Source organism: Sphingobium sp. FW306-1B-F04DB, assembly GCF_058781925.1.
The window spans coordinates 1-657 of sequence record NZ_JBYSXE010000142.1 but is presented as its reverse complement, the minus strand read 5'-3'; the positions used below and the strand labels follow the sequence as shown (position 1 = coordinate 657).

Here is a 657-nt window from a genome sequence, read left to right as displayed (position 1 = left end):
TGGTGACATCGCGGGTTCATTTCACGTTGGCCCAGAGGGCGGAGCTGTGGGAACGCTGGAAGCGCGGAGAAAGTGTTACGTCGATTAGCCGCGCGCTTGATCGCCGTAATCATAGCGGGGTGCAGCAGATCATAGCCTCGCGCGGCGGCGTTGTTCCTTGGGCTCGGCGCAGAGCCCGCATGGCTCTTGGATTGGCGGAGCGCGAAGAGATTTCGCGTGGCCTTGCCGCTGGTCTTGCGATCCGGGCGATCGCCCGAAGCCTGGGGCGATCTGCCTCGACGATCAGTCGCGAGATTGTCCGCAATGGCGATGCAAAAACGTACCGAGCCAATCGAGCGGACAAGCGGGCATGGGAACGAGGGTTACGCCCGAAGCCATGTCGCCTGGCATGCCATGGACGGCTACGATGGCGCGTGGCGCAAAAGCTGGCGCAGCAATGGTCCCCGGAGCAAATTGCAGGCTGGCTGAAACGGGAATATTCGGACGATCCCAACATGCAGATATCTCATGAGGCGATCTATCGCAGTTTGTTCATTCAGTCGCGAGGAGTCCTCAAGAAGGAACTGACGGCGCATTTGCGCACCAGACGCCAGATGCGCCGCGCCAAGAACGCGCAGCCCTCGGTAGGACAGGGGAAGATCTGCGATATGGTCTCCA

At 60.7% G+C, this 657-nt stretch carries 1 protein-coding gene; it reads left to right on the top strand.

The annotated features are described in order from the left end of the window. Positions 1–2: 2 nt before the first annotated feature. Positions 3–657 (top strand): transposase (locus tag AC3WJD_RS22095; RefSeq protein ID WP_492749017.1); only part of this gene is annotated, 655 nt, incomplete at its 3' end.